Here is a 22,769-nt window from a genome sequence, read left to right as displayed (position 1 = left end):
CCAGGGCAGGCACCAGTAGCTTTAGCGTCAGGACGAGAAGCATGTTGCTTCACGATTCCAAGCCTGACGCGAATAAGGAAGCAGTGTCAGACCTGGTAAGTGGCGTGAGCCGCTGGAGCTGAGAAGGACAGGAGTCCAGAGCAGCCTGCCGGGGACAACCCATTAGTGAACTGTGGAGACAATAACAATGAAAACCCTCAAACAACTGGCTCTGGCTACCGCTGTTCTGGCTGTTCCTTTCATGGCTCAGGCTGAACTCAAAGCCATGGACGACACCGCTCTGGCAACCGTAACTGGTCAAGACGGTATCAGCATCTCCGGTAGCTTCAACGGCACCATCGGCAGCCTGGTATACACCGATACCGACGCCGGCGGTGGTTCGCTGCGTCTGGAGACAGTTTCTTTCACTGGTTTCAACATCTCTGACTCTGCACCGGTCAAAGTTGACGTAGTCGAGAATGGCAGCGGCACTCAGCAGCTGCAAATCAGCCTGCCGACCATCACTGGCCAACTGAGCGTTGGTGCTATCAAAGTCGGTGGCACAAGCGCTGCCAGCATCGGTTCCCTGGCTGTGAACGACATGAACATGGCTGGCACCACCGTTAAAGTCTGGGGCCACTAAGTTCACTTAGTTGTCGCGTGTGATGAAAAGTCTTACCGGCTTCGGCCGGTAGGGCTTTTCTCTTGATGGGCAGGAGTGCAGTGGGCGAATGATCGAGATTTTGCTGGGCAGCCTGATTGGGGTGTGGGGGTTCACCGAAGCTGTGGACACCAAACCACCCGCACCGGGTACGGTTTATATCAATCAGCACCTGTTGCCGGATGGTCCGCTGCGCGAGACCGTGACGCTTGAGCCAATGAGCCAGTTGCAGTTTCGCAATGTGATTCGACAGGCCTATGACTACAGCTGCGGTTCGGCAGCCCTGACTTCGCTGCTGGATTATTTCCTCGGGCGCAACCTGCAGGAACGTCAGGTGATGGAGGGTTTGCTGCAGTTTGGTGAGGCCGACAAAATTGTTGAGCGGCGTGGTTTTTCCCTGCTTGATATGAAGCGCTTTGTCACGGCGCTGGGTTACAAAAGCGGTGGTTTTCGCGCGGCCTTCTCTGATCTCGATGAGCTTGAGCATCCGGCCATCGTCCCTATCGAATATGCCGGCTTTAAGCACTTTGTGGTGGTGCGCGATGTGCACAACGACCATGTGTTTGTTGCCGATCCTGCACTGGGCAATATCAGTTTTACCCGGACACGTTTTGAGGAAATCTGGGACCAGAACGTAGTGTTCGTGATTTTTCCCAATGGTAATGAACCACCTAATGCCCTTGCCTTAACCGAGCAGGACTTGCGCATCATTGATGATCGCACCGTCAGCTTGTTGGCATTCCGTGAGTTCCCGCAAATGACCAAGTTCATCGACAACCAGGCCACAGAGCTGGGGTCGGGGGGCGACATTCGGTACATCCGACGTAAGTAATAACGCCCGGCATAACAATAATATTTGGGGGCTGTGCCATGAGAGTGTTGTGTTGTGTGTGGCTGGCCATACTGGCAGGTGCTGCCAGTTCAGCGGCGTATGCCGATCCGGCGTCTGTTGATCAGGCGCGCGAGGCACTTAGTAAGCAGGAAGACGATGCTGACAGCGCCAAAGCGCTGGAGCAGGTGTTCCAGGCAGCAGAGAAAAGCTACACCCTGCTGAAAAAGGGTGAGCGAACCCTGACCTATGGTTTCGATTACTCCCTGGTGCGCGATACGGTGATCGAGACCGTGCGCACCGGCAACAATGTCTTCAGCGTGATCGGGCAGAGTGAGGCGCAACATACCTTTACCAACTCATTCACCTTTGACTACGGCGTCTGGGACAACCTGACGTTCAGTGTACGCCTACCTATGGTGGCCAAATACGACACTGAGCGCGATCTGAATGCCTATAGCCTCGGCGATATTTCCGCCAGTCTGCGCTGGCAACCCTGGACTTCGCTGCGCGGTAAACCGGTTACCACCCTATACGCCACCCTCGGGCTGCCGACTGGCAACAGCCCTTATGACATCAACTCTCGGACTGACCTGTCCACCGGTAGTGGTACCTACAGTTTGGGTGTCGGTGCGAACCTGTCTTATGTGATTGACCCTGTGGTGCTGTTCGGTTCGCTTGGTTACACCTACAACATGCCTATTACGGGCATCGGTCAGGTGCGCGGTGGTCGTTTGCTTGAAGAGGTCGACCCCGGCTCGTCCTTCTCGCTGAGCATGGGCTTCGCCTACGCCTTGTCCTATGACGTGTCATTGGCTACCTCCTACCAGATGTCACACTCGCTGAGGCCGACCTTCACCTTCGCTGACGGTGAGGCTGAGGGCAAAGGCCAAACCAGCGCCGTGATGAACTTCTCGCTGGGGCTGCGCACTTCGCCGGAGCATATCGTCAACGTCAATGCTGGCTTCGGCATGACCGAGGACTCGCCGGATGTACTGTTGGGCATCTCCATGCCTTTGGATATCAAAGGCCTGAAGGCCCAATAGACGCGAGCGAGCACTTCATGACCATGCGAATTTCGCTGCTTGCGCAGGCGATATTTTGGACCTCTACGCTTTATGCAGGCCTGGCCCAGGCACAACTGGCTCAGAACCTGACCATTGGCAGCCCCAAAGCCATGGCACTTGGCAATGCGGTAACGGCCGACTTTACCGGTATTGACTCCGTGCACTACAACCCGGCCGCGTTGAGCAAGCTCAAAGGGCGGCAGACAACGGTTAAGTTCATCACCGGGATGATGGATATTCGTGCCGAGTTCGATGCACCGCCCGGTTATGGCAGCAGCTTTCTTGGCTTGAATGATGATCCTGTGGCTAACTCGTCCAGTCAGGCTGGTGCTGCCATGATGTACCTGCCTGGTGTGGGCGGTGCTACCGAGTTGCCCATGCTATTTGCTCCGCTGGCAGGGTTGTCGATCAACCCGCCGGGGTCGAAACTCACCTTTGCAACCAATATGTACACCCCGCAGGCGCTCGGCTTTGCCCGTGATGATGATGATCCGGGGCGCTATCAGGGCAAGGAGTTGGTGCTCCAGCGACTGACCTATTTCTCACCCTCGCTGGCTTATCAGGTCAACGATGAGCTGTCAGTTGGCTTGTCCGTCGGCTTTTCCCATCAGGCCATGGCTCTCAATCAGGACTTTCGCGCGCCGGGCATCCTCACCGGGTTTGTGGGCGTAGCCCAGGAGGCGTTATGTGCTGTCAGCGGTAATCCATTCGAAATTTTTCTGAATATCTGCGGCGGTGAACTGGGGCCGTTTACTGATATCGCCAATATCGATATCGATATGCAGCAAACCCTTTCGCCGACCTGGAACGTTGGTTTCCTCTGGGAGCCGAACGACTGGTTTGCCCTTGGGGCGGTTTATCAGAGTGAGGCCCGGATGCGCCTGAAAGGGCAGTATGTGGTCGACTACTCGGCCGGTTGGGAGGGCTTCTGGCAGGGACTGGATAGCTCGTTCATAGGTAAGGTATTTAGCACACTTACACCTGATGGGTTATTCGACAAGGAGCGCGGCAATGTGTCATTGAACATGACCTATCCCGCGCACTTTGCGACCGGCATCAAGTTCAAACCGCATGACCGCTGGCAGATCAACCTGGACGTGAAGTGGACAGACTACGAGGCTTGGGATCAGTTTGAGCTGGAGTTCGATCGCCAGCTGGATATCTTGACCATCGCCAGTTTGTTCTCACCTAAAAACGCAACCTCGACCACCATCATTCTCGATCGCGGCTACGAGTCGGTATGGAGTTGGGCGATTGGTGTGGAGTATCAGGTCAATGATCGCCTGAGTCTGCGCATGGGTTATGAGCCGCGGCCGTCGGCAATTCCTGCGAACAAAGCCGATATATTGGCCCCATTGGGTGATGCCAAACTCTATGGCCTGGGCCTGGGTTACCAGTGGGACAAGGACACGGTGATTGACCTGGGTTTCAATTACCTGGTCAGCAAGCAGGACATCCCGGCGCGCTCCAGCTGCAACATCAACTGTTCGACCATCGACAGCATGGTGTACAACCCCTATGCCGATCTTGATGTGAAAACCAGTGTTAAGGCCTATGTGCTGGCCTTGACCTATCGCACCACTTTCTAGGTTTCTGCTATGCGCGTGCTGTGGGTTCTGTTCGGGTTGTTAGTCTGCCAGTACGCGGCTGCCAACGGCCGCTACCTGACCTGGGTTGATGATCAGGGGCGGGTGCATAACACCTTTGTGGGCGACCGTTATGCGGCCCATCAACGTGCGGCGGCCACTACGATCCAGCGCAGTGATCAGGCTCGCTTGCGTGACGATGCGGGGGCTGGGAGTTGGCCGGGCAGTAAGGGCACGGGCGAAAGCAAGCGGCGTTATTTCACCTGGGTAGATGCCAGTGGCAATCTGCAGAACAGTTTTTACGCTGGCCAGCAGGTTCAGGCTGGAGGTAACGAAGTGCTCCTGGGAACGGGTGAACGTTCCAGCGCCTATATCAGTTCGGATGTGCTTGAAGGTCGCGATTTTGCTCGGGATGAGCAGGATGGCCGCTACTTCACCTGGGTCGATGAACAAGGCCGCATGCGCAACTCCAAGGTGCCGCCCAAGGGCGCCAAGGCGCCAACGCCGACCTTGCACAATGTACCGTTGACCCAAGGGCGAGAGGTGACCTTTGATGCCAAACCTCCAAGCCTTCCGGGTTTGGATGGGCAACCTACGGCGGCCATGCAGGCTCTGCTGGCCGGTACCGAGGCTAAAAGCGAAGGGCGTTATCAGGCACTGCTTGAGCGCTGCTGTGGGCAGTTGAACGAGGATGATTTCACCCCACTCAGCGCCGATGAACCACGTTATGAAGAGCTAAATCGCTTTTCCCCCAGCCTGGATTTCCCCATGGGCAAGAGCTACTACGCTGCCCTGAAATTGCCGCGCTCGCAGTACGACTTTGGCCTGCGTATCCGCAGTTTTGCCAACAAGAAAGTGGCCTATCCCTCCTTGCTGTTTCTTGATCAGGCCAAGCAGCCGACCCGGCTGGTCAGTGATGCGGTGTATCAGTTGCATGCTGAAACCTGGTACCGCTACGCCTTTATCGAGGGCACGGTACCGGTGAGGGCGGCAGCGGGTGAGCACTATGTATTAGTGTTGACCACGGATGAGGATCGCAGCCTGCAAACCCTGGATAACAAACCGTTCAAGCGTCCTTTGCAGGCCTTGGCATTGGATGAGGCGGGTATGCAGAGCCATGCTCACAGTGATGAGGGCGCGTTTGAGCTGGCCATTGTGCGTTGAGTGAGCCAAACAGTAGCCAATAAAAAGCCCGGATGACTCCGGGCTTTTTATTGCGCATCAGATTCTATATCTGGGCGATTGATACGTGGCCGAACAGCTCTTGCGAGAAGCGCACGCGTTCCTCGGCAGTTTCCACGATGCCTTTCTTGGCCAATTCGGCCAGGCGGGCTTCGACAGCATGGGCGCGATGTGTCAGGCCGCAGTCGTTGGCGATCTGGATATTCAGGCCGGGGCGGGCGTTGAGCTCGAGAATCAACGGGCCTTTGTCCTGGTCCAGCACCATGTCCACACCGATATAGCCCAAGCCACACAGCTCATAGCAGCCAGCGGCGAGCTTCATAAAGCCGTCCCAGTTAGGCAGTTGCACACCGTCCACCGCGTTGGTGGTGTCCGGGTGTTTGCTGATCTTGTTGTTCAGCCAGGTGCCGCGCAGGGTCACGCCAGTGGCCAGGTCCACACCCACGCCGATAGCGCCCTGGTGCAGGTTGGCCTTGCCGCCGGACTGACGGGTCGGCAAACGCAGCATGGCCATGACTGGATAGCCCATCAGCACGATGATGCGAATATCCGGCACGCCTTCATAGCTGATGCTTTTGAAGATCTGGTCCGGAGTGACGCGGTATTCGATCAGTGCACGATCCCGGTGGCCGCCGAGGGAGTAGAGGCCGGTGAGGATGCTGGAAATCTGATGCTCGATCTCCTCGTGGCTGATGATCTTGCCCGAAACGGTCTTGTACTTGTCCTCAAAACGGTCGGCGATCACTAGGATGCCGTCACCGCCAGCGCCCTGCGCCGGCTTGACCACGAAGTCCGGGCGATCGCCAATGATCGTGCGCAGGTTATCGATGCCTTTTTCGGTGTCGATGATGCCGTACATTTCCGGCACATCGATACCTGCTTCGATGGCGCGCATCTTGGTGATGATCTTGTCATCCACAATCGGGTACAGGTGCCGTTTGTTGTACTTCAGCACGTAGTCCGCATTGCGCCGGTTGATGCCCATGATGCCTTTGGCCTCGAGGGCTTTCCACGTCTTGATCAGACCGAACATGGCATTAGTCCTTGAGGAAGGCTTTGAAGCGGAACAGTTCGGTCAGGCGGTAGCCACGGTAGCGACCCATCGCCAACATAAAGCCCACCAGAATCATCAGTACGGCCGGGAAGGTGAACACGAAGTAGTTCAACTCCGGCACGCTCATCAGCAGGTGCGCCAAGGTAGCGGCGAACAGGGTGCCGATGGCGACCTTGAAGGCATGGCCACCGCCGCGCTCTTCCCAGGTGATCGACAGGCGCTCGATGGTCATGGTCAGAATTACCATCGGGAACAGGGCTACCGACAGGCCGCGCTCCAGGCCGAGTTTATGGCTGAACAGGCTGATCACGGCAATCAGCACCACCACGAACGTCAGTACCACCGACAATCGCGGCAGCATCTGTAGCTTCAGGTGTTCGAGGTAGGAGCGCAGCGACAGGCCCAGTGCGGTAATCACGGTAAACAGCACGATACCGAAGCCCAGCTGGGTTTCGCGGAAGGCCAGGGCGATCAGTACTGGGGTGAAGGTACCTAGGGTTTGCAGGCCGCCGAGGTTGCGCAGGATCAGGATCACCAGCACGCCGATCGGGATCATCACCATGATCATGAAGGTTTGTTGGGTCTGCAGTGGCAGGCCGTACAGGGTGTACTCGAGGAAGTCGGCGTCGGTGTTTTCATCCGTCAGCTTGGCCAGGCGAATGGCGTTCATCTCGCTGTTGTTCAGGCTGAAGCTGACCTGTGCCTGCTTGCCACCTTCCAGGCTGACCAGGTTGTCATCACCGATCCACCACACCAGGCGATCAACTGGCAGACCTTGCTCGCCGCTTTCCGGGTTGAAGTACAGCCATTTCTCGCCGTTGAAGCTGCGCAGCCACAATTCTGGGCTCTGTTGGATTTCGGAAGCCAGGCGAATGGTGTGCACACGCTCCATCGGCACGTGGGCGATAGACAGCAACAGTTCGATGACCTTGGCTTTGTTCGGGGTCGAGGCATCACCGCTCAGCAGCAGTTTGACGTTGTCGTCATTGCTGTTGTTGACGCGTTTGATGGTTTCGCTGATGAAGGTTTCGACGTCTGCCGAGTGCTGGCGGATCGGTGCCAGAAGCGCTTCGGCAGCAATTTTCTCAACCCCCTCGACCGGGATGCTGTCACGGAAGATCGGGCCCTTGGCCTTGGCCTGCTCACCGCTGTAGCGCTTGGTCAGCACCAGGCGGTAGTACAGGGTTTGCTTGCCGCTGGCACGGCGGGCGGACCAGGTGACTTTGCGGTTGCCATCGGCGCGATTGATGCTCACACCGTAGTTGTTCGAGATAAAGCTCTCGTTGAGGCTGACGTAATCCTGGGCCAGCGGCGGTACAAACATCTGCAGTTTGACCGGCTCACGTGGGTTGGCCTGGAACTCGACCTTGGCGTCGATGTTCCACAGGTCGTCAGTCTCATCTTCAGTCATCGGGATGCCGAGGATAAAGATCTGATAAGCCGTAATCAGAACGCCCAGGCTCACAAGGAGTATGACCAGGACTTTCAGATGGAGGGTAAGAGAGCGCATGGGAATTACTCGCCAGGGTTTGCGTCAGGGGTGCAAGCAGGCTTGCCTGCTGCGTATTTAAGACTCGGGTCGACCAGGGCCGAAAAGCGCTTGAGTGCTTCTGAGCCTATCAACAACGGGTATTGGAATGCACTGCGGTCGGTCAAGTTCACTTCAATTGTGCGCAGGCTGTGACCCATGCAGACATCCATCTCGATCACCGGGCGCGCCGTGTAGGTTTTTTCTTCCTCTGGATCATAGTCGCCTGCACGCCGTTTGATCTTGCTGATCCGCGCCAGGGGGCGCTCGATCGGGCTGGTGTGGGCTTCGTCGATGGCCAGGTAGAAACGCACCCAGGTTTCCCCGTCGCGTTTGAAGCGTTTGATGTCACGGGCGCTGAGCGAGGCGGTCTTGGCGCCGGTGTCGAGTTTGGCGGCCAGCTTCAGGTCGAGGTCGAACAGGCGGACGTATTCATTAAGCCCATAGACTGTCTTCTCCGCGGCAAGGCTCAGGCCGGGGGCAAGTAGCAGGCATAGCAGCAGGAGGGCGGGCTTTAGTGTCATAAGTCCTGGCGGCATGGTGTTTATAAAGAAGAAAGCATCCATGTGCCTGCCTGGTGGCCGGCAGGTCTGCTTCTGGAGTCTAGCAGGCACTCTGCAATTCCTCCGCGAGCGCCAAACGGGCGGCATTCTAACATGGGGTTTTTCAGTCCGGACAGGCGCTTATGGGCGTTTGTGCAAGTAAGGTCGCGTTGTTGCTCGACTAAAGTCATTGCGAATATTGTCGACAGTTGTGTGGGTTTGTTTGACATGGCTGTGCTTGAGGCGTAATTTTTCGGCATTGAATCAGTCTAGTGTCGACAATATGTTGGATGTCTCTGAGTCACTTGAAACGCTTCAGGAAGATTCTGAAACGCTTTCCGAGCAAGTTTTTCGGCGCATCCAGGCGGCTATCGTCAAGGGCGAGATTGCTCCTGGCAGCAAGATTTCCGAGCCGGAGTTGGCGCGCACCTATGGCATCAGCCGCGGTCCGCTGCGTGAGGCGATCCATCGCCTGGAAGGGCAGAAGTTGCTGGTACGGGTGCCGCATATCGGTGCGCGGGTGGTGTCGCTCAATCATGCCGAGTTGATCGAACTCTATGAAATTCGCGAGTCGCTTGAAGGCATGGCCTGCCGTTTAGCCGCCGAGCGTATGACCCAGGCGGAGATCGACGAGTTACGCCAGGTGCTGAACCTGCATGAGCAGGACGCGGCCTTCAAGGCAGGCGTTGGCTACTACCAGCAGGAAGGCGATTTCGACTTTCATTACCGCATCATCCAGGGCAGTGGTAACAAGACCCTGACCCAGATGCTCTGTGGCGAGCTCTATCAACTGGTGCGCATGTACCGCCTGCAGTTTTCTGCGACGCCCAATCGTCCTCGCCAGGCCTTTGCCGAACACCACCGTATTCTCGACGCCATCGCCGACCGAGACGGCGAACTGGCCGAGTTGTTGATGCGCCGCCATATCGGTGCGTCCAAACGTAATATCGAGCGCCACTTCTCCAGCAGTACGGGCGCACACACCAAGACAGCCAAACCACGAGGTGAGTCATGAGTCAGCTTTCCCCCGGCCAGCGTTTCCGTCAGGCGCTTGCCATTGAGTCGCCCTTGCAGGTAATCGGTGCGATCAACGCCAACCACGCCTTGCTGGCCAAGCGCGCGGGCTTTAAGGCCATTTACCTGTCTGGTGGCGGGGTCGCTGCCGGCTCCCTCGGTTTGCCCGATCTGGGCATCAACACCCTGGATGACGTGCTCACTGATGTGCGCCGCATCACCGACGTGTGCGACCTGCCGCTCCTGGTCGACATCGATACCGGCTTTGGCCCTTCGGCTTTTAATATCGAGCGCACCATCAAGAACCTGATCAAGGCCGGCGCAGCCGCCGCGCATATCGAAGATCAGGTCGGTGCCAAGCGTTGTGGTCACCGTCCGGGTAAGGAGATCGTCTCCTGCGAGGAAATGGTCGATCGCGTGCGCGCTGCCGCCGATGCCAAGACCGATCCTGACTTCTTCCTGATTGCCCGCACTGATGCGATTCAAGCTGAGGGCGTAGATGCCGCCATCGAGCGCTGCCAGCGTTACGTGGAAGCCGGTGCCGACGGTATTTTCGCCGAGGCCGCCTATGACCTGCCGACCTACAAGCGCTTCGTCGATGCGCTGAATGTGCCGGTGCTGGCCAATATCACTGAATTCGGTGCCACGCCGTTGTTCAGCCGTGACGAACTGGCCTCGGTTGGCGTGGCCATTCAGCTCTACCCGCTGTCGGCCTTCCGCGCCGCCAATAAGGCAGCGGAAGCCGTCTACACCTCGATCCGCCAGAACGGCCATCAGAAAGACGTCATCGAGCTGATGCAGACTCGTGCCGAGCTGTATGACCGCATCGGCTACCACGCCTTCGAGCAGAAGCTCGACGCCCTGTTCGCCGCCGGCAAGAAGTGACCGGGATGCAGGTCGCACGCGGCCTGCCACAACAACAAGCCGTACCACCGGATTCAGACTGAGGAGACCGCGATGAGCGCTTCCGTAGACACCACCACGCCCGGCTTCAAGCCGAAGAAGTCCGTTGCCTTGAGCGGCACCGCCGCCGGCAACACCGCCCTGTGCACCGTGGGGCGCACCGGCAACGACTTGCACTACCGTGGTTATGACGTGCTCGACTTCGCCAACCGCTGCGAGTTCGAAGAAATCGCTCACCTGCTGGTGCACGGTAAACTGCCCAATGTGGCCGAACTGGCCGGCTACAAGGCCAAACTCAAGGCCCTGCGCGGCTTGCCTGCGGCATTGAAGGTATCCCTTGAACAGCTGCCGCCATCTGCCCATCCGATGGATGTGATGCGCACGGCTGTGTCGGTGCTCGGTTGCGTGTCGCCGGAAAAGGACGACCACAACCACCCCGGTGCTCGTGATATCGCCGACAAGCTGATGGCTTCGCTGGGTTCCGCGTTGCTGTACTGGTACCACTTCAGCCACAACGGCAAGCGCATCGAGGTGGAAACCGATGACGATTCCATCGGCGGGCATTTCCTCCATCTGCTGCACGGCGAGAAGCCGCGCGAGTCCTGGGTGCGCGCCATGCACACCTCGCTCAACCTGTACGCTGAGCACGAGTTCAATGCGTCGACTTTCACCTCGCGGGTGATCGCCGGTACCGGCTCGGATATGTACAGCTGCATCGCCGGTGGCATCGGCGCATTACGTGGCCCGAAACATGGTGGCGCCAACGAAGTGGCCTTCGAGATCCAGAAACGCTACGACAACCCGGACGAGGCCGAGGCCGACATCCGCGCCCGTGTCGAGCGCAAGGAAGTGGTCATCGGCTTCGGTCACCCGGTCTACACCGTGGCGGACCCGCGCAACAAGGTGATCAAGGAGGTGGCGCGCGAGCTGTCGCTCGAGCAGTCCAACACCAAGATGTACGACATCGCCGAGCGCCTGGAAACCATCATGTGGGACATCAAAAAGATGTTCCCCAACCTCGATTGGTTCAGCGCCGTCAGCTACCACATGATGGGCGTGCCCACCGCCATGTTCACTCCACTGTTCGTGATTGCGCGCACTTCCGGTTGGTCCAGCCACGTTATCGAGCAACGCATCGACGGCAAGATCATCCGCCCGAGCGCCAACTATACCGGCCCTGAGGACCTTAAGTTCGTGCCGCTGAAGGACCGCAAATAATGAGCAGCGCGATGAACAGCCAATACCGCAAGCCGCTGGCCGGCACCGCGCTGGACTACTTCGACACCCGTGAGGCGGTCGATGCCATCGCGTCGGGCGCTTACGCCAAGCTGCCGTACACCTCGCGTGTGCTGGCCGAGCAGCTGGTACGCCGCTGCGAGCCGGAGTTGCTGACCGATGCCCTCAAGCAGCTGATCGAGCGCAAGCAGGAGCTGGATTTCCCCTGGTATCCGGCGCGCGTGGTCTGCCACGACATTCTTGGCCAGACCGCGCTGGTCGATCTGGCTGGTCTGCGCGATGCCATCGCTGAACAGGGCGGTGATCCGGCCAAGGTCAACCCGGTAGTGCCGACTCAGCTGATCGTCGACCACTCCCTGGCCGTCGAATTCGGTGGTTTCGATCCGGATGCGTTCGACAAGAACCGTGCGGTGGAAGAGCGCCGCAACGAGGATCGCTTCCACTTTATCGAGTGGACCAAGACCGCATTCAAGAACGTCGACGTGATTCCGGCCGGTAACGGCATCATGCACCAGATCAACCTGGAGAAAATGAGCCCGGTGATCCAGGCGCGCGGCGGCGTGGCTTTTCCGGATACCTGTGTCGGCACTGACTCGCACACCCCGCACGTCGATGCCCTGGGCGTAATCGCCATCGGCGTGGGCGGGCTGGAAGCGGAAACCGTGATGCTCGGTTTGCCGTCGATGATGCGCCTGCCCGATATCGTCGGGGTCAAGCTGACTGGCAAACGCCAGCCTGGCATTACCGCCACCGATATCGTCCTGGCCCTGACCGAGTTTCTGCGCAAGGAGCGGGTGGTCGGTGCCTGGGTTGAATTCTTTGGCGAGGGCGCGGATAGCCTGTCCATTGGTGACCGTGCCACCATTTCCAATATGTGCCCGGAATACGGCGCAACGGCGGCGATGTTCTATATCGATCAGCAGACCATCGACTACCTCAAGCTCACTGGTCGCGAGCCGGAGCAGGTGGCGCTGGTCGAGCAGTACGCCAAGACCACAGGTCTGTGGGCCGATGCCTTGGCCACTGCCGAATACGAGCGCGTGCTGAGTTTCGATCTGTCGACCGTGGTACGCAACATGGCCGGCCCGAGCAACCCGCACAAGCGTCTGCCGACCTCGGCTCTGCACGAGCGTGGTATTGCTGACGAGGCCAAGTTGGCCGCCGGCAAGCTGGAAGAGGGTGAGGGCCTGATGCCGGATGGTGCGGTGATCATCGCCGCCATCACCAGCTGTACCAACACCTCCAACCCGCGCAACGTGGTGGCGGCCGGCCTGCTGGCGAAAAAAGCCAACGCATTGGGCCTGGTGCGTAAGCCGTGGGTTAAGACCTCCTTCGCGCCGGGTTCGAAAGTCGCCAAGCTGTATCTGGAAGAAGCTGGCCTGCTGAGAGAGCTGGAACAGCTCGGCTTCGGCATCGTCGCCTACGCCTGCACCACCTGTAACGGCATGTCCGGTGCGCTGGACCCGGTGATCCAGCAGGAAATCATCGACCGCGACCTGTACGCCACCGCCGTACTCTCCGGTAACCGCAACTTCGACGGGCGCATTCATCCCTATGCCAAGCAGGCGTTCCTGGCTTCGCCGCCGCTGGTGGTGGCTTACGCCATTGCCGGTACTGTGCGCTTCGATATCGAGCAGGACGTACTGGGCGTTGATGCGAACGGCAAGCCGATCACCCTGAAGGATCTGTGGCCGAGCGACGAGGAGATCGACGCCATCGTTGCGGCCTCGGTGAAGCCTGAACAGTTCAAGCAGATCTACATCCCGATGTTCGATTTGGGCACGGTCACTGAGGCGGAAAGCCCGCTGTACGACTGGCGCCCGATGAGCACCTACATCCGTCGCCCGCCATACTGGGAAGGCGCGTTGGCCGGCGAACGCACGCTCAAGGGCATGCTGCCGCTGGCGATCCTGCCGGACAACATCACCACTGACCACCTGTCGCCGTCCAACGCCATCCTGCTGGACTCCGCTGCTGGCGAGTACCTGGCGAAGATGGGTCTGCCGGAGGAGGACTTCAACTCCTACGCCACCCACCGCGGTGACCATCTGACCGCGCAACGCGCCACCTTCGCCAACCCGCAGCTGGTCAACGAAATGGCCGTGGTTGATGGTGCGGTGAAAAAGGGTTCGCTGGCCCGTGTAGAGCCGGAAGGCCAGGTCATGCGCATGTGGGAAGCCATCGAAACCTACATGAATCGCAAGCAGAACCTGATCATCGTGGCTGGCGCCGACTATGGTCAGGGCTCGTCCCGTGACTGGGCGGCCAAAGGCGTGCGCCTGGCGGGTGTGGAAGTGATTGCCGCCGAAGGCTTCGAGCGCATCCACCGCACCAACCTGGTGGGCATGGGCGTGCTGCCGGTCGAGTTCAAGCCGGGCACCACCCGTCTGACCCTTGGTCTCGATGGCACTGAGACTTACGACATCGAGGGCGATGTATCGCCGCGCTGCGATCTGACTCTGGTGGTCAATCGCCGTAATGGTGAAGTTGTCAAAGTGCCGGTGACCTGCCGTCTGGACACTGCCGCTGAAGTCCATGTGTACAAGGCGGGCGGCGTGCTGCAGCGCTTTGCCCAGGACTTTCTCGAGTCGTCAAAGGGTTGATGCATCACCGGGGCGACGCAGGTCGCCCCGGTTCATTTCAGGAGAAGCTTTTCATGGCTTATGCAGCCCAGATCAAGATTCCCGCCACCTATATGCGTGGCGGCACCAGCAAGGGCGTGTTCTTCCGCCTGCAGGACCTGCCGCCAAGCTGTCAGGTGCCGGGCGCTGCGCGCGACAAGCTGTTTATGCGGGTGATCGGCAGTCCCGATCCTTATGCCGCGCAGATCGACGGCATGGGCGGCGCGACGTCCTCGACCTCCAAGTGCGTGATCCTGTCGAAAAGCAGCCAACCGGATCACGATGTGGATTACCTCTATGGCCAGGTGTCCATCGACAAGGCTTTTGTCGACTGGAGCGGCAACTGCGGCAACCTGTCTACTGGTGCCGGGGCCTTTGCCATTCATGCCGGTCTGCTTGACCCAGCGCGCGTCCCGCAAAACGGCGTGTGTGTGGTGCGCATCTGGCAGGCGAATATCCAGAAAACCATCATCGCCCATGTGCCAGTCAGCAATGGTCAGGTGCAGGAAACCGGCGATTTCGAACTGGACGGGGTAACCTTCCCGGCGGCGGAGATCGTGCTGGAGTTCCTCGATCCGTCCGATGACGGTGATGAGGGTGGCTCTATGTTCCCAACCGGCAATCTGGTCGATGACCTGGAAGTGCCGGGTGTCGGCACCTTTAAGGCGACCATGATCACTGCCGGTATCCCGACCATATTTGTTAATGCAGAAGACATTGGCTACAGCGGCACTGAGTTGCGTGAGCAGATCAACGGTGACCCTGAGCAACTGATGCGTTTCGAGAAGATTCGCGTGGCCGGCGCGCTGCGCATGGGCCTGATCAAGAGTGCCGAAGAAGCGCAAACCCGCCAGCACACGCCGAAAATCGCCTTTGTCAGCCCGCCTAAGGACTACCAGGCCTCCAGCGGCAAGACCATCGCGGCCGGCGAAGTGGATCTGCTGGTGCGTGCGCTGTCCATGGGTAAGCTGCACCACGCGATGATGGGTACCTGTGCGGTGGCTATTGGCACGGCAGCGGCGATTCCCGGCACCCTGGTCAATCTGGCGGCCGGTGGCGGCGAGCGTGAGGCGGTGCGTTTCGGTCACCCGTCTGGCACGTTGCGCGTCGGTGCGCAGGCTGAGCTGGTCGATGGCCAATGGACAGTCACCAAGGCGATCATGTCGCGTTCGGCGCGCATTCTGATGGAAGGCTGGGTACGTGTGCCGGGCGATGCTTTGTAGTCTTTATAAATGAGAAAAGGCTCGAAGAGTTCGAGCCTTTTCTTTTCGCTTCAATGGGTTGTACAGGTTACTTGAGACGGCGCTCAACACCTTTTTCCACCAGGATCTTCGCGGAGATTTCTTCCACCGAGAAGTGTGTGGAGTTGATGAAGTTGATGTTCTCGCGGCGGAACAGGTTTTCCACTTCGCGCACTTCAAACTCGCACTGGGCATAGCTGGCGTAACGGCTGTTGGGCTTGCGCTCGTTGCGAATGGCGGTGAGTCGATCGGGGTCGATGGTCAGGCCGAACAGCTTGTCCTTGTAGGTCTTCAGCGCGGCTGGCAATTGCAGGCGCTCCATGTCGTCTTCGGTCAGCGGGTAATTGGCTGCGCGAATGCCGTACTGCATGGCCATGTACAGGCAAGTTGGGGTTTTGCCGCAGCGCGATACGCCGACGAGGATCAGGTCGGCCTTATCGTAGTAATGAGTACGCGCGCCATCGTCGTTGTCCAGGGCGAAGTTGACCGCCTCGATGCGCTCCATGTAGTTGGAGTTGTGGCCGATTGAGTGCGACTTGCCGACCGAGTAGGAAGAGTGTGAGGTCAGCTCTTGTTCGAGCGGGGCGAGAAAGGTCGAGAAGATATCGATCATGAAACCTTCGGACTCGGCCAGGATGTCGCGGATGTCCTGGTTAACGATGGTGTCGAAGATGATCGGGCGAGAGCCGTCTTTCTCGGCGGCGCTGTTGATTTGTTGTACCATTGCGCGCGCTTTTTCCACACTGTCGATGTACGGTCGTGTGAGTTTGGTGAAGTTGATGGTTTCAAACTGTGCCAGCAGACTTTGGCCCAGGGTTTCGGCGGTAATGCCGGTACCATCGGAGATGAAGAAAGCGGTTCGTTTCATTTGCGCCGTGGGCCTTAAGCTGAGGACGAATCTTGGCTATCATAGGCCCGCCTTTGCAGGGCCGATCTGGCCGGCATTGTTACTTATTTTCCAGGGCCAGGCCACAATCGAGCGGGCATGTATGCCGCCGAGCTTTCCCAGCCCCTTGAGCTTTTCCAACACCTTAGTGGAGAGATCACCTTGGTAGAGTACGTAGTTTCCCTCGATAAGCTCGGCAATCACGATGTTGAGCACGTAGGGGGCAAGAACGCCTCCCTGGGCGAGATGATCAGCAACCTGGCTGGTGCTGGTGTATCGGTGCCCGGTGGTTTCGCCACTACGGCTCAGGCCTACCGCGACTTTCTCGAGCAAAGCGGCCTTAACGCACAGATTCACGCTGCCCTCGACGCCCTTGATGTAGACGACGTCAATGCTCTGGCCAAGACCGGCGCGCAGATTCGCCAGTGGGTGATGGATGCGCCATTCCCGGCTGAGCTGGACAAGCAGATCCGTATCGCCTTTGCCGAAATGGCCGGCAGTAACGACAACATGGCTGTGGCCGTGCGTTCCTCCGCTACCGCCGAAGACCTGCCGGACGCCTCGTTTGCAGGTCAGCAGGAAACCTTCCTGAATATCCGTGGCGTGGACAACGTGATCCGCGCCGCCAAAGAGGTATTTGCCTCGCTGTTCAACGACCGCGCCATTGCCTACCGCGTGCACCAGGGCTTTGACCACAAACTGGTCGCCCTGTCTGCTGGCGTGCAGCGCATGGTGCGTTCGGAAACCGGCACGGCCGGCGTGATGTTCACTCTGGATACCGAATCGGGCTTCCGTGACGTGGTGTTTATCACCGGCGCTTACGGTCTCGGTGAAACTGTGGTGCAGGGCGCAGTCAACCCTGACGAATTCTACGTACACAAGCAGACGCTGGAAGCTGGTCGTCCAGCCATCCTGCGCCGCAACCTGGGCAGCAAAGCCATCAAGATGATCTATGGCGACGAAGCCAAGGCTGGTAAATCGGTCAAGGTGGTGGATGTGGAGCGTGCCGAACGTGCGCGCTTCTGCCTCAGTGATGCCGAAGTCAGCGAGCTGGCCAAGCAAGCCATGATCATCGAGAAACACTACGGTCGGCCGATGGACATCGAGTGGGCCAAAGACGGCGATGACAATAAGCTCTACATCGTCCAGGCCCGCCCGGAAACCGTGAAAAGCCGCGCCAGCGTCAATGTCATGGAGCGCTACCTGCTCAAGGAAACCGGCACCGTGCTGGTAGAAGGCCGCGCCATTGGGCAGAAGATCGGCGCCGGTAAGGTGCGGGTGATTCACGACGTATCCGAGATGGACAAGGTCCAGCCAGGCGACGTACTGGTTTCCGACATGACTGATCCGGATTGGGAGCCGGTGATGAAGCGCGCCAGCGCTATCGTCACCAACCGTGGTGGCCGTACCTGTCACGCCGCGATCATCGCTCGCGAACTGGGCATTCCTGCCGTCGTCGGTTGCGGCAACGCCACCCAGGTGCTGAAAGACGGCATGGGTGTGACGGTTTCCTGCGCCGAAGGCGACACCGGTTTTATCTTTGAAGGCGAGTTGGGTTTCGATATTCGCAAGAACTCGGTCGACGCCATGCCCGATCTGCCGTTCAAGATCATGATGAACGTCGGCAACCCGGATCGTGCCTTCGACTTCGCGCAACTGCCGAACGAAGGCGTGGGCCTGGCGCGTCTGGAATTCATCATCAACCGTATGATCGGTGTGCATCCCAAAGCGCTGCTGAACTTTGCCGGCCTGCCGCCAGAGATCAAGGACAGCGTTGAGAAGCGGATTGCCGGTTACGACGATCCGGTCAATTTCTACGTTGAGAAGCTGGTTGAGGGCATCAGCACCCTGGCCGCCGCGTTCTGGCCGAAGAAGGTCATCGTGCGTCTGTCGGACTTCAAGTCCAACGAATACGCCAACCTGATCGGCGGCAAGCTCTACGAGCCGGAAGAAGAGAACCCGATGCTCGGCTTCCGTGGCGCTTCGCGTTACATCAGCGAATCGTTCCGTGATTGCTTCGAACTGGAGTGCCGCGCACTGAAAAAAGTGCGCAACGAGATGGGCCTGACCAACGTCGAGATCATGGTGCCGTTCGTACGTACCCTCGGCGAAGCCTCGCAAGTGGTTGAGCTGCTGGCGAAGAATGGCCTGGCGCGCGGTCAGGATGGCCTCAAGGTCATCATGATGTGCGAACTGCCGTCCAACGCCATTCTGGCTGAGGAATTCCTGGAGTTCTTCGACGGTTTCTCCATCGGTTCCAACGACCTGACTCAACTGACCCTGGGGCTGGATCGTGACTCCGGTATCGTCGCGCACCTGTTTGATGAGCGTAACCCGGCGGTGAAGAAGCTACTGAGCAACGCCATCCAGGCCTGTAACAAGGCGGGCAAGTACATCGGCATCTGTGGTCAGGGTCCTTCGGATCACCCGGATCTGGCGCGCTGGCTGATGGAACAGGGCATCGAAAGCGTGTCGTTGAACCCGGATTCGGTTCTCGATACCTGGTTCTTCCTGGCCGAAGGTCAAACATCGGCCTGATAGCGCTTTAAAATCTCTATTCAAGGGCGGGTTGATCCTGCCCTTTTTTACGCCAGAGAAAAAATGCAAAGCAGCAGTGAGCTTTTCCCCGTCGCCTTGATCAGCGCGGAGTTCCGCGGTGACCTGAGCGAGGATGTCTATCGCCTCAAACCCGGCAACAGCCCGGATAGCAGTGTCGAGTTGGCACTCACGCGTCTCGGACGGGCTGGGCATGAGCAGGAGCGCGGCGCTCCGGTGATCCTGATTCCAGGTAGTTTTTCCAATCGCCGCTTCTGGTATTCGCCCAAGTGCATTGGCCTGGGACCGTATCTGGCGCGCGCCGGTTTTGATGTGTGGATTGCCGAGATGCGCGGCCATGGCTTGTCGCCGCGCAACCGTGACTATCAGCGCAACACTGTTAGTGACTACGTACGCTATGACCTGCCGGCGATTGCCGATTTCGTCTATGAGCAGAACCCGCAAAAGGCCCATTGGCTGGGCCATTCCCTGGGTGGCATCACGCTTGCGGGCGGTTTGGGTGGGCACTATCTGGATCAGGCGAAAATTGCGTCCAGCGTGTTATTTGGCAGCCAGATCAGCCGTATCTACTGGCCGCTAAAGATTCCGCCAGTGGAGTGGGGCGGGCGTTTTCTGCTCAAGCGGTTTTCGGCCATTTCCGGCTCCCGTCTCAAGCGAGGCCCCGAGGATGAGCCGATTGGCCTGGCTGTCGAGAGCCTGCGTTGGCATGGTTTGTTTGGCCGTTTCGGTGATGCTGAGCGTGACTGGTGGGCGGGTCTGGCCGATGTGCGTGTGCCGGTCATGGCGGTAGCGGCGCTGGGTGATCATCAGGACCCAGCCTGGGCCTGCGAGAAACTGCTGAAGCAGTTCGGTTCACCGCTGAGCGAATTTCTCTGTCTGGGCAAGAAGCATGGTTTCAGTGGCGATTTTGGCCATGTTGAAATGCTCGTCAGCAAAGAGGCGCAACGCGAGGTCTGGCCCCTGATCGAACAGTGGCTGCGCAAGAGCCCGCAGGTGGCTGCCGAGCTTGAACGTGCGGCGCTAGAGGGCGATAAAGGCGTTTGCGCAGAGTGAGCTTGCGGCTAGTATCGCGGCATTGTGCCGGTTGCGGCGTAAACATGAATCTGAACGGGCTGACGGCAGCAGGTGTCAGTTCTGTATCGCTGTCAGTGATCGGCAGCAGCGCTTTTCCATCCAAGGAGTTTTGCCATGCACTACATCACCCCGGATCTGTGTGACGCCTACCCTGAGCTGGTTCAGGTGGTTGAGCCGATGTTCAGCAATTTTGGTGGTCGCGATTCCTTTGGTGGCGAGATTGTCACCATCAAGTGTTTCGAGGACAACTCGCTGGTTAAGGAGCAGGTCGATCAGCCTGGCAAGGGCAAGGTGCTGGTGGTGGATGGTGGTGCCTCCATGCGCCGCGCACTGCTGGGCGACATGCTCGCCGAAAAGGCCGCGAAGAACGGCTGGGAAGGCATTGTGGTGTACGGCTGTGTGCGAGACGTTGATGTGTTGGCGCAGACTGATCTGGGCATTCAGGCCCTGGCCAGTCACCCGATGAAAACCGATAAGCGTGGCATCGGTGATCTGAATGTTGCAGTGACGTTTGGTGGCGTGACCTTCCGTCCGGGTGAATTCATCTACGCCGACAACAATGGCGTGATTATTTCGCCATCTGCTCTGCAAATGCCGGAGTAAGGGGTTTGCAGGAAACCGTCATGCGTGAGGAAGACAACGCGCAGTGGGGCCTGGTGCATGCCTTCGTCCTCAATGGTCAGGGCGGGGCACGCAGCATCACCCGCCAAGAGCTGCAGGGGCTTGAACTGCGTGAGCAGGAAAGCCTGTGGCTGCACTGGGACCGGGGGCATCCGCATACGCACAGCTGGCTGCGGGCTGAAAGCGGGCTGAACGAGTTCGCCTGCAATCTGCTATTGGAGGAAAACACCCGGCCACGGCTGCTGGCGCTGCCCGAGCAGCAGTTGCTGCTATTTCTGCGGGGGTTGAACCTCAATCCCGGCGCCGAACCGGAAGACATGGTGTCGGTGCGTATCTTTGCCGATGCGCAGCGTGCAATTTCTCTGCGTCTGCGGCCATTGATGGCCACCGAAGCCCTGATCGAAGACCTGCTGGCCGGGCGTGGGCCGAAAACCTCGGCAGAGCTGATTCTGCGCCTGGCGCATTACCTGACGGACAAGATCGAACTGTTGATTGGCGAGCTCTCCGAGCAGATCGATGAGCAGGAAGAACTCGCCGATGACGAGCAGACCAGCACGCTGGATCACACCGAGTTGCTGCAGATGCGCCGACGTGCAGCCAGCCTGCGGCGTTTTCTGGCACCGCAGCGTGATATATACGGACAACTGACGGCCAGTGCCCAGGCCTGGTTTGTCGGCGGCGACAGCAGCTACTGGAATGAGCTAAATAACCGCCTGACCCGTTATCTGGAAGAGCTGGAGCTCAGCCGCGAGCGCGTCAGCCTGCTGCTGGAAGCCGAAAACCGGCGCATGGATGAGCGGATGAACCGCACCATGTACCGCTTCGGCATCATCACCGGGATATTCCTGCCGATGAGCTTTCTCACCGGGCTGCTGGGGATCAACGTCGGTGGTATTCCCGGTTCGGAAAGCCCTCACGGTTTTCTGTTGGCCTGCTCGCTGATGGCCGTTGTAGCACTGGGACAGTGGCTGTTGTTTCGCCGCTTGCGCTGGATCTGATGTGACTTGCTCTGTTTATGCCTCGTCTAGCCGTCACATCCTGTGAGGTGCGCCATGCACGATCCGTTTGAAGAATCACTGCGCGATTTGCTCAAGTCACCCACCTCGAGCCACGACGATGATGCCTGCCTGCATCGCGTGCTGAAGACCGCCAATCGCCAGGTCGGCGCGGGTGACCTGTTTGCCCTGATGGGCCACTGGCTGAGTGCGCTGATGATTGCCCTGAATAACGGCTCAGCGCATGTTGCCCCTGTTTCACGCCGCAAACCCTCAATTCGTTCGACTGATAAGGCTGACTGAGCATGGAATTTACTCAAGTTCTGGTTGATGCGATGGCCAGCGTGTGGACCCCGATTGCCGCCTTTATCCCGCGCCTGTTCGGTGCCATGGTGGTGGTGCTACTGGGTTTCGTGGTGGCCAAGTTCCTCGACACCCTGTTGTCGAAATTGCTCGGCAAGATCGGCCTTGATCGCTTGATGGCGGGCACTGGCCTGACCAAGTTGCTGAGCCGCGCTGGCATTCAGGTACCGGTATCGACCCTGATCGGCAAGATCGTCTACTGGTTCGTGTTGTTGATCTTCCTGGTTACCGCCGCTGAGTCCCTGGGCCTGGAGCGGGTTTCCGCAACCCTCGATGTGCTGGCCTTGTACCTGCCGAAAGTTTTTGGTGCGGCTCTGGTGCTGCTGGCTGGTGTATTACTGGCGCAACTGGTCAGTGGCCTGGTGCGCGGTGCCGCGGAAGGTGTCGGCCTGGATTACGCCAACGGTTTGGGGCGTATTGCCCAAGGCCTGGTGATCATCATCAGCATCTCGGTGGCCATCGGCCAGTTGGAGGTCAAGACTGACCTGCTCAACAACGTGATCGCCATCGTGCTGATTTCCGTGGGCCTCGCAGTGGCGCTGGCCCTGGGGCTGGGGAGCCGCGATATCGCCAGCCAGATTCTGGCGGGTATTTATGTGCGTGAGTTGTATGAAGTTGGGCAACAAGTGCAGATCGGTGCGGTCGAAGGGCAGATCGAGGAGATCGGAACGGTCAAGACCACCCTGCTGACGGAAGCGGGCGAGCTGGTTTCAGTGGCCAACCGTACTTTGCTCGAGCAGCAGGTAAGCAGCCGCTAAGGCCAATCCCTGTTATTGTATGCGGCCAATCCGCAGCCTGATTCAGGGCTGCGCTGGCTTTTGTCCTGACTGT

The 22,769-nt window shown here is 58.8% G+C and carries 20 protein-coding genes; 16 read left to right on the top strand and 4 right to left on the bottom strand.

Annotated features, from left to right (window positions below; translation table 11 throughout):
* Nucleotides 1–187: 187 nt before the first annotated feature.
* From IOD17_RS11050 to IOD17_RS11030, 5 genes are all read left to right on the top strand, one after another.
* A complete protein-coding gene (locus IOD17_RS11050) occupies nt 188–622 on the top strand; it encodes a DUF6160 family protein (protein ID WP_233685141.1) in 435 nt (144 codons plus the stop codon).
* Between the two features lie 88 nt (nt 623–710).
* Complete coding sequence (locus IOD17_RS11045; protein ID WP_233685140.1) at nt 711–1,472, top strand: C39 family peptidase; 762 nt, start codon at nt 711–713, stop codon at nt 1,470–1,472.
* Nucleotides 1,473–1,510: 38 nt separating this feature from the next.
* On the top strand, nt 1,511–2,515 hold the full coding sequence (locus tag IOD17_RS11040) for a transporter (protein ID WP_233685139.1): 1,005 nt from the start codon (nt 1,511–1,513) through the stop codon (nt 2,513–2,515).
* Between the two features lie 17 nt (nt 2,516–2,532).
* The gene (locus IOD17_RS11035; RefSeq protein WP_233685138.1) at nt 2,533–4,125 is read left to right on the top strand and encodes an outer membrane protein transport protein; all 1,593 of its coding nucleotides are present in this window, start codon (nt 2,533–2,535) and stop codon (nt 4,123–4,125) included.
* 9 nt (nt 4,126–4,134) lie between these two features.
* Nucleotides 4,135–5,286: a MalM family protein gene (locus tag IOD17_RS11030; protein ID WP_233685137.1), complete on the top strand. Its 1,152-nt coding sequence runs from the start codon at nt 4,135–4,137 to the stop codon at nt 5,284–5,286.
* Nucleotides 5,287–5,350: 64 nt separating this feature from the next.
* On the opposite strand, the gene IOD17_RS11025 is transcribed toward IOD17_RS11030, so the two are convergent.
* The 3 genes from IOD17_RS11025 to IOD17_RS11015 are packed head-to-tail and all read right to left on the bottom strand — an operon-like array spanning nt 5,351 to nt 8,410.
* Nucleotides 5,351–6,337, bottom strand: coding sequence for an alpha-L-glutamate ligase-like protein (locus tag IOD17_RS11025; RefSeq protein ID WP_233685136.1), 987 nt, complete (start codon nt 6,335–6,337; stop codon nt 5,351–5,353).
* A gap of 4 nt (nt 6,338–6,341) precedes the next feature.
* Entirely contained in the window at nt 6,342–7,868 is a 1,527-nt protein-coding gene (locus IOD17_RS11020; RefSeq protein ID WP_233685135.1) for an inactive transglutaminase family protein, read from the bottom strand.
* 5 nt (nt 7,869–7,873) lie between these two features.
* Nucleotides 7,874–8,410 carry an ATP-dependent zinc protease gene (locus tag IOD17_RS11015; RefSeq protein WP_233685224.1) on the bottom strand — a complete coding sequence of 179 codons (537 nt, stop codon included), beginning with the start codon at nt 8,408–8,410 and terminating at the stop codon, nt 7,874–7,876.
* Between the two features lie 301 nt (nt 8,411–8,711).
* On the opposite strand from IOD17_RS11015, the gene IOD17_RS11010 reads away from it, so the two are divergent.
* From IOD17_RS11010 to prpF, 5 genes are all read left to right on the top strand, one after another.
* Complete coding sequence (locus IOD17_RS11010; protein WP_233685134.1) at nt 8,712–9,443, top strand: GntR family transcriptional regulator; 732 nt, start codon at nt 8,712–8,714, stop codon at nt 9,441–9,443.
* Nucleotides 9,440–10,327 carry a methylisocitrate lyase gene (prpB, locus tag IOD17_RS11005; protein ID WP_233685133.1) on the top strand — a complete coding sequence of 296 codons (888 nt, stop codon included), beginning with the start codon at nt 9,440–9,442 and terminating at the stop codon, nt 10,325–10,327. Before IOD17_RS11010 ends, prpB begins: the two co-directional genes overlap by 4 nt.
* Before the next feature lie 72 nt (nt 10,328–10,399).
* Nucleotides 10,400–11,563: a bifunctional 2-methylcitrate synthase/citrate synthase gene (prpC, locus tag IOD17_RS11000; protein WP_233685132.1), complete on the top strand. Its 1,164-nt coding sequence runs from the start codon at nt 10,400–10,402 to the stop codon at nt 11,561–11,563.
* 11 nt (nt 11,564–11,574) lie between these two features.
* Nucleotides 11,575–14,184, top strand: coding sequence for a Fe/S-dependent 2-methylisocitrate dehydratase AcnD (gene acnD, locus IOD17_RS10995; RefSeq protein ID WP_233685223.1), 2,610 nt, complete (start codon nt 11,575–11,577; stop codon nt 14,182–14,184).
* Between the two features lie 53 nt (nt 14,185–14,237).
* Entirely contained in the window at nt 14,238–15,425 is a 1,188-nt protein-coding gene (prpF, locus tag IOD17_RS10990; protein ID WP_233685131.1) for a 2-methylaconitate cis-trans isomerase PrpF, read from the top strand.
* A gap of 67 nt (nt 15,426–15,492) precedes the next feature.
* Here prpF and IOD17_RS10985 read toward each other — a convergent pair whose 3' ends face one another.
* A complete protein-coding gene (locus tag IOD17_RS10985; RefSeq protein ID WP_233685130.1) occupies nt 15,493–16,311 on the bottom strand; it encodes a pyruvate, water dikinase regulatory protein in 819 nt (272 codons plus the stop codon).
* 180 nt (nt 16,312–16,491) lie between these two features.
* Here IOD17_RS10985 and ppsA point away from each other — a divergent pair, with 180 nt between their 5' ends.
* From ppsA to IOD17_RS10955, 6 genes are all read left to right on the top strand, one after another.
* Nucleotides 16,492–18,867, top strand: coding sequence for a phosphoenolpyruvate synthase (gene ppsA / locus IOD17_RS10980; RefSeq protein ID WP_233685129.1), 2,376 nt, complete (start codon nt 16,492–16,494; stop codon nt 18,865–18,867).
* A 63-nt stretch (nt 18,868–18,930) separates the two neighbouring features.
* Nucleotides 18,931–19,938: an alpha/beta fold hydrolase gene (locus IOD17_RS10975; protein ID WP_233685128.1), complete on the top strand. Its 1,008-nt coding sequence runs from the start codon at nt 18,931–18,933 to the stop codon at nt 19,936–19,938.
* 135 nt (nt 19,939–20,073) lie between these two features.
* Nucleotides 20,074–20,562 (top strand): ribonuclease E activity regulator RraA, encoded by a 489-nt coding sequence (gene rraA, locus IOD17_RS10970; protein ID WP_233685127.1) that lies wholly within the window; start codon nt 20,074–20,076, stop codon nt 20,560–20,562.
* Between the two features lie 20 nt (nt 20,563–20,582).
* Complete coding sequence (locus IOD17_RS10965; RefSeq protein WP_233685126.1) at nt 20,583–21,578, top strand: zinc transporter ZntB; 996 nt, start codon at nt 20,583–20,585, stop codon at nt 21,576–21,578.
* A 54-nt stretch (nt 21,579–21,632) separates the two neighbouring features.
* A complete protein-coding gene (locus IOD17_RS10960) occupies nt 21,633–21,878 on the top strand; it encodes a CrfX protein (RefSeq protein ID WP_233685125.1) in 246 nt (81 codons plus the stop codon).
* A gap of 2 nt (nt 21,879–21,880) precedes the next feature.
* The gene (locus tag IOD17_RS10955; RefSeq protein ID WP_233685124.1) at nt 21,881–22,696 is read left to right on the top strand and encodes a mechanosensitive ion channel family protein; all 816 of its coding nucleotides are present in this window, start codon (nt 21,881–21,883) and stop codon (nt 22,694–22,696) included.
* Nucleotides 22,697–22,769: the final 73 nt, after the last annotated feature.

It is taken from the genome of Pseudomonas anguilliseptica (assembly GCF_021375795.1).
In the GTDB taxonomy this organism is placed as follows: Bacteria; Pseudomonadota; Gammaproteobacteria; order Pseudomonadales; family Pseudomonadaceae; genus Aquipseudomonas; species Aquipseudomonas anguilliseptica_A.
This window is presented reverse-complemented; position numbering and strand designations above follow the sequence as displayed.